Here is a 2,463-nt window from a genome sequence, read left to right as displayed (position 1 = left end):
CTGGTAGATCTTGCGGATCGGGGAGGTGGGGTTCATGAGTGGGGCTCCTTCAGCCTCGTCGGGCCGGAGCGCGGCTCATCCTCTCGGGACTCGCCATCCTCTTCAGCCCTTCCTGACCCATCCCCCGCGGCCGCCTCTCCGTCCGGACGGGTCAAGGGCCGGCGAAGCCGGGCGCAGCTTCACCCTTGACGCGGCCGGCGGGCATGCGGCAGCCGGCCTTTTCTCTCCCTCCCTTTCTCCCTCTCCGGTTCGTTCATCGCACGCAGATCCTCGTTCCAGTCATCCGCCGCAGGGCGCAGCCGCTCGAAACCGCACCCTGCCTCCACCGCTATCGCCTCGAGCCGGCGGGCATAGACCTCGCCCTGGTCATTGTTGTCGGTGGCGGCGACAAGCAGCGCGCCGTTTCGGGCCGCAAGCCTCCGGATGGCCGCCACGGTCGCCGGCGCCCAGCCGCCGCCTGTGCTCAGATAGAGGCTGTCGGGGCGCATCGCCTCGACAGCGGCGAGGCTCATGGCATCGATCGCGGCCTCCGTGACGTAGAAGCGCTCGGCATCGTCACGGCCGAACCGGAACAGGACCTTTGCGCCTCCGGTGGCAAATCCCCGCCAGTTGGGCCCACGCTCCTCCCAGCCGGTGACCGCGCCGGTCTCATCGGTGTGCGCGGCCCACATGCTGCCGCGCGGGCCCTCGCGCAGTCGGTCCTGGCGGATTGCCGCGCCGATGACGGTTTCGGGGAGACGGCGCTCGTCACGCAGATAGCGCCAGGTCATGGAGCCGCGCCACGGTTTGCGGCGGCTTTGCCAGCGCTCATGAATCGAAAGGTCCGGTCGAGTCCTGCCGAGAGCTTTCGTCCAGACGGGCTCGCTGAAGACGAACCCAAACAGATCCGCCACATGGTCGAGCGCTTCGACAAAGCGGACGCTCTCGAGGTGCTCGACCAAGCGAAATACGTCTCCCTTGGCGTCCGACAGCGGATCGAACCAGCCCTTGCCATCGTGGATGACGATGATGATTTCGTCACCGCGCCGGAACTTGACGGCGCGTTTCGTGCTCTCCTTCGGATCGACCACGAAGCCCGCCCGCTCCAGCACCGCGGCACACAGCACGCCGCTCCTGAGTTTCTTGACATCGCTCTTTTCCATTCCACTCCCGGCGCCCTTCGGTTCCGGCCTTTCCTGTTCGGTTTCCTTCCCGCGAATCCCGCGGCACCAGACCCCACCGCCGCGAAGAGCGAAGGGGGCAAGGGCGCGGCTGGCAACTGAGGAATTCCGCAGGGCCAAGGTGACTTTCCAGCCGCGGCGCAGCCTCCCTTGCCGCCGCCCGCTCGCAAGCGGCACCATAACGGCGCATCGGCGCGTTCAATCGGCAGGCGGCTGGAAAGCAGTCCGCGCAGCCCGGCAATTCCGACGGGGTGATCCGTCAGGTTCGAGGCCGGGGTGTTGCGGTAAAGGCTGTTTTGGACAACACTTGCCCCGGCAAATCAGGGCGTTTCGCCCGGCGATCTTGCTGTCAGCAAAAATACGATCGCGGTTATGTTGAATCGAAACCCGTGAAAAGCGGGATCATCGAGGGAAGTGGTACGATGACGATAGTGGACCGGCTGCGGGCCTGCTGGGGGTTCAGTCCGAACGTCGATAGAAATGTCGCCCTGGTGGACGGCTTTCTGAATGGCAAGACCGTGGCCGAGCTGGCGCAGGAACATCGCCTTTCAAAAACAAGGACGCGCCAGATCATTGAAAAGGCCGATAGCCTCGTGGGCGGGGGTATCTTGACCAAGGCCGAACCGTCCGAGGCTCCGCCACGATCCGATTTCATGGCGGCCTATCGGTACGTATGGAGCCTGGCGGAGACGCACCGGCTCGGGAGCGTCGCGCCACACCATTTTTTCAAGGAGCTGCAACGCGCGGGATCACTGGAACAGCTTGTTGACCGCATCAAGCGATATCCCAAGCGCGCTCCACTGACATCCGAGCTCATACGCCTCGTGTGGCTGAAGGAGACGGGCGAAAGCCCCTGGCCTGCGATGAAGCGATCGAGGATCACGATCGCGGAACCAGGCTGCGCGGCTGATCATCCGGATCGCGGACTTCATTGCCAACGCGCACTGGAACCGGCTCTCCAGGAATTGGTTGAGAGCGCCGCGGCGGCCGGGTGGACCAATGACGAGATAGCGCATGCACTCCACGAACTCGCGCGCGCGCCTCAAGGGTGACAATTGCGATGAGAGGCTGCCGTCTATCCGGGCCGAGGGCGAACGGGAGAGCAGTTCGCCGGCCATTCGCTACGGTCTGCCTCGCTGGTCGGCCGAAGAGCGCTACTCCAGAAGCAGCTCGCCCACGGCGTCGGCCAAGAAGTGGGAGGCACAGACGAAAGGTTGAGGAAGACAACCATCATTGGCGCGTCCAGGGCGATGGCCAGATTGCCATCGCGCGGGTGAGGATTGCCCCCATTGCCAGGATAAGG

General features: G+C 64.8%; 2 protein-coding genes. One reads left to right on the top strand and one right to left on the bottom strand.

What is annotated here, in order from left to right:
- Positions 1 to 179: 179 nt before the first annotated feature.
- On the bottom strand, positions 180 to 1,142 hold the full coding sequence (locus tag EOA27_RS31865) for a DUF3991 and toprim domain-containing protein (protein WP_127258168.1): 963 nt from the start codon (positions 1,140 to 1,142) through the stop codon (positions 180 to 182).
- Between the two features lie 440 nt (positions 1,143 to 1,582).
- Between EOA27_RS31865 and EOA27_RS31860 the strand changes: the two genes are divergently transcribed.
- Complete coding sequence (locus tag EOA27_RS31860; RefSeq protein WP_127258167.1) at positions 1,583 to 2,212, top strand: hypothetical protein; 630 nt, start codon at positions 1,583 to 1,585, stop codon at positions 2,210 to 2,212.
- Positions 2,213 to 2,463: the final 251 nt, after the last annotated feature.

This window comes from Mesorhizobium sp. M2A.F.Ca.ET.037.01.1.1 (assembly GCF_003998075.1).
Taxonomy (GTDB): domain Bacteria; phylum Pseudomonadota; class Alphaproteobacteria; order Rhizobiales; family Rhizobiaceae; genus Mesorhizobium.
Note: the sequence above shows the minus strand (reverse complement) of the source record. Positions and strands in the feature narration are given on the sequence as shown.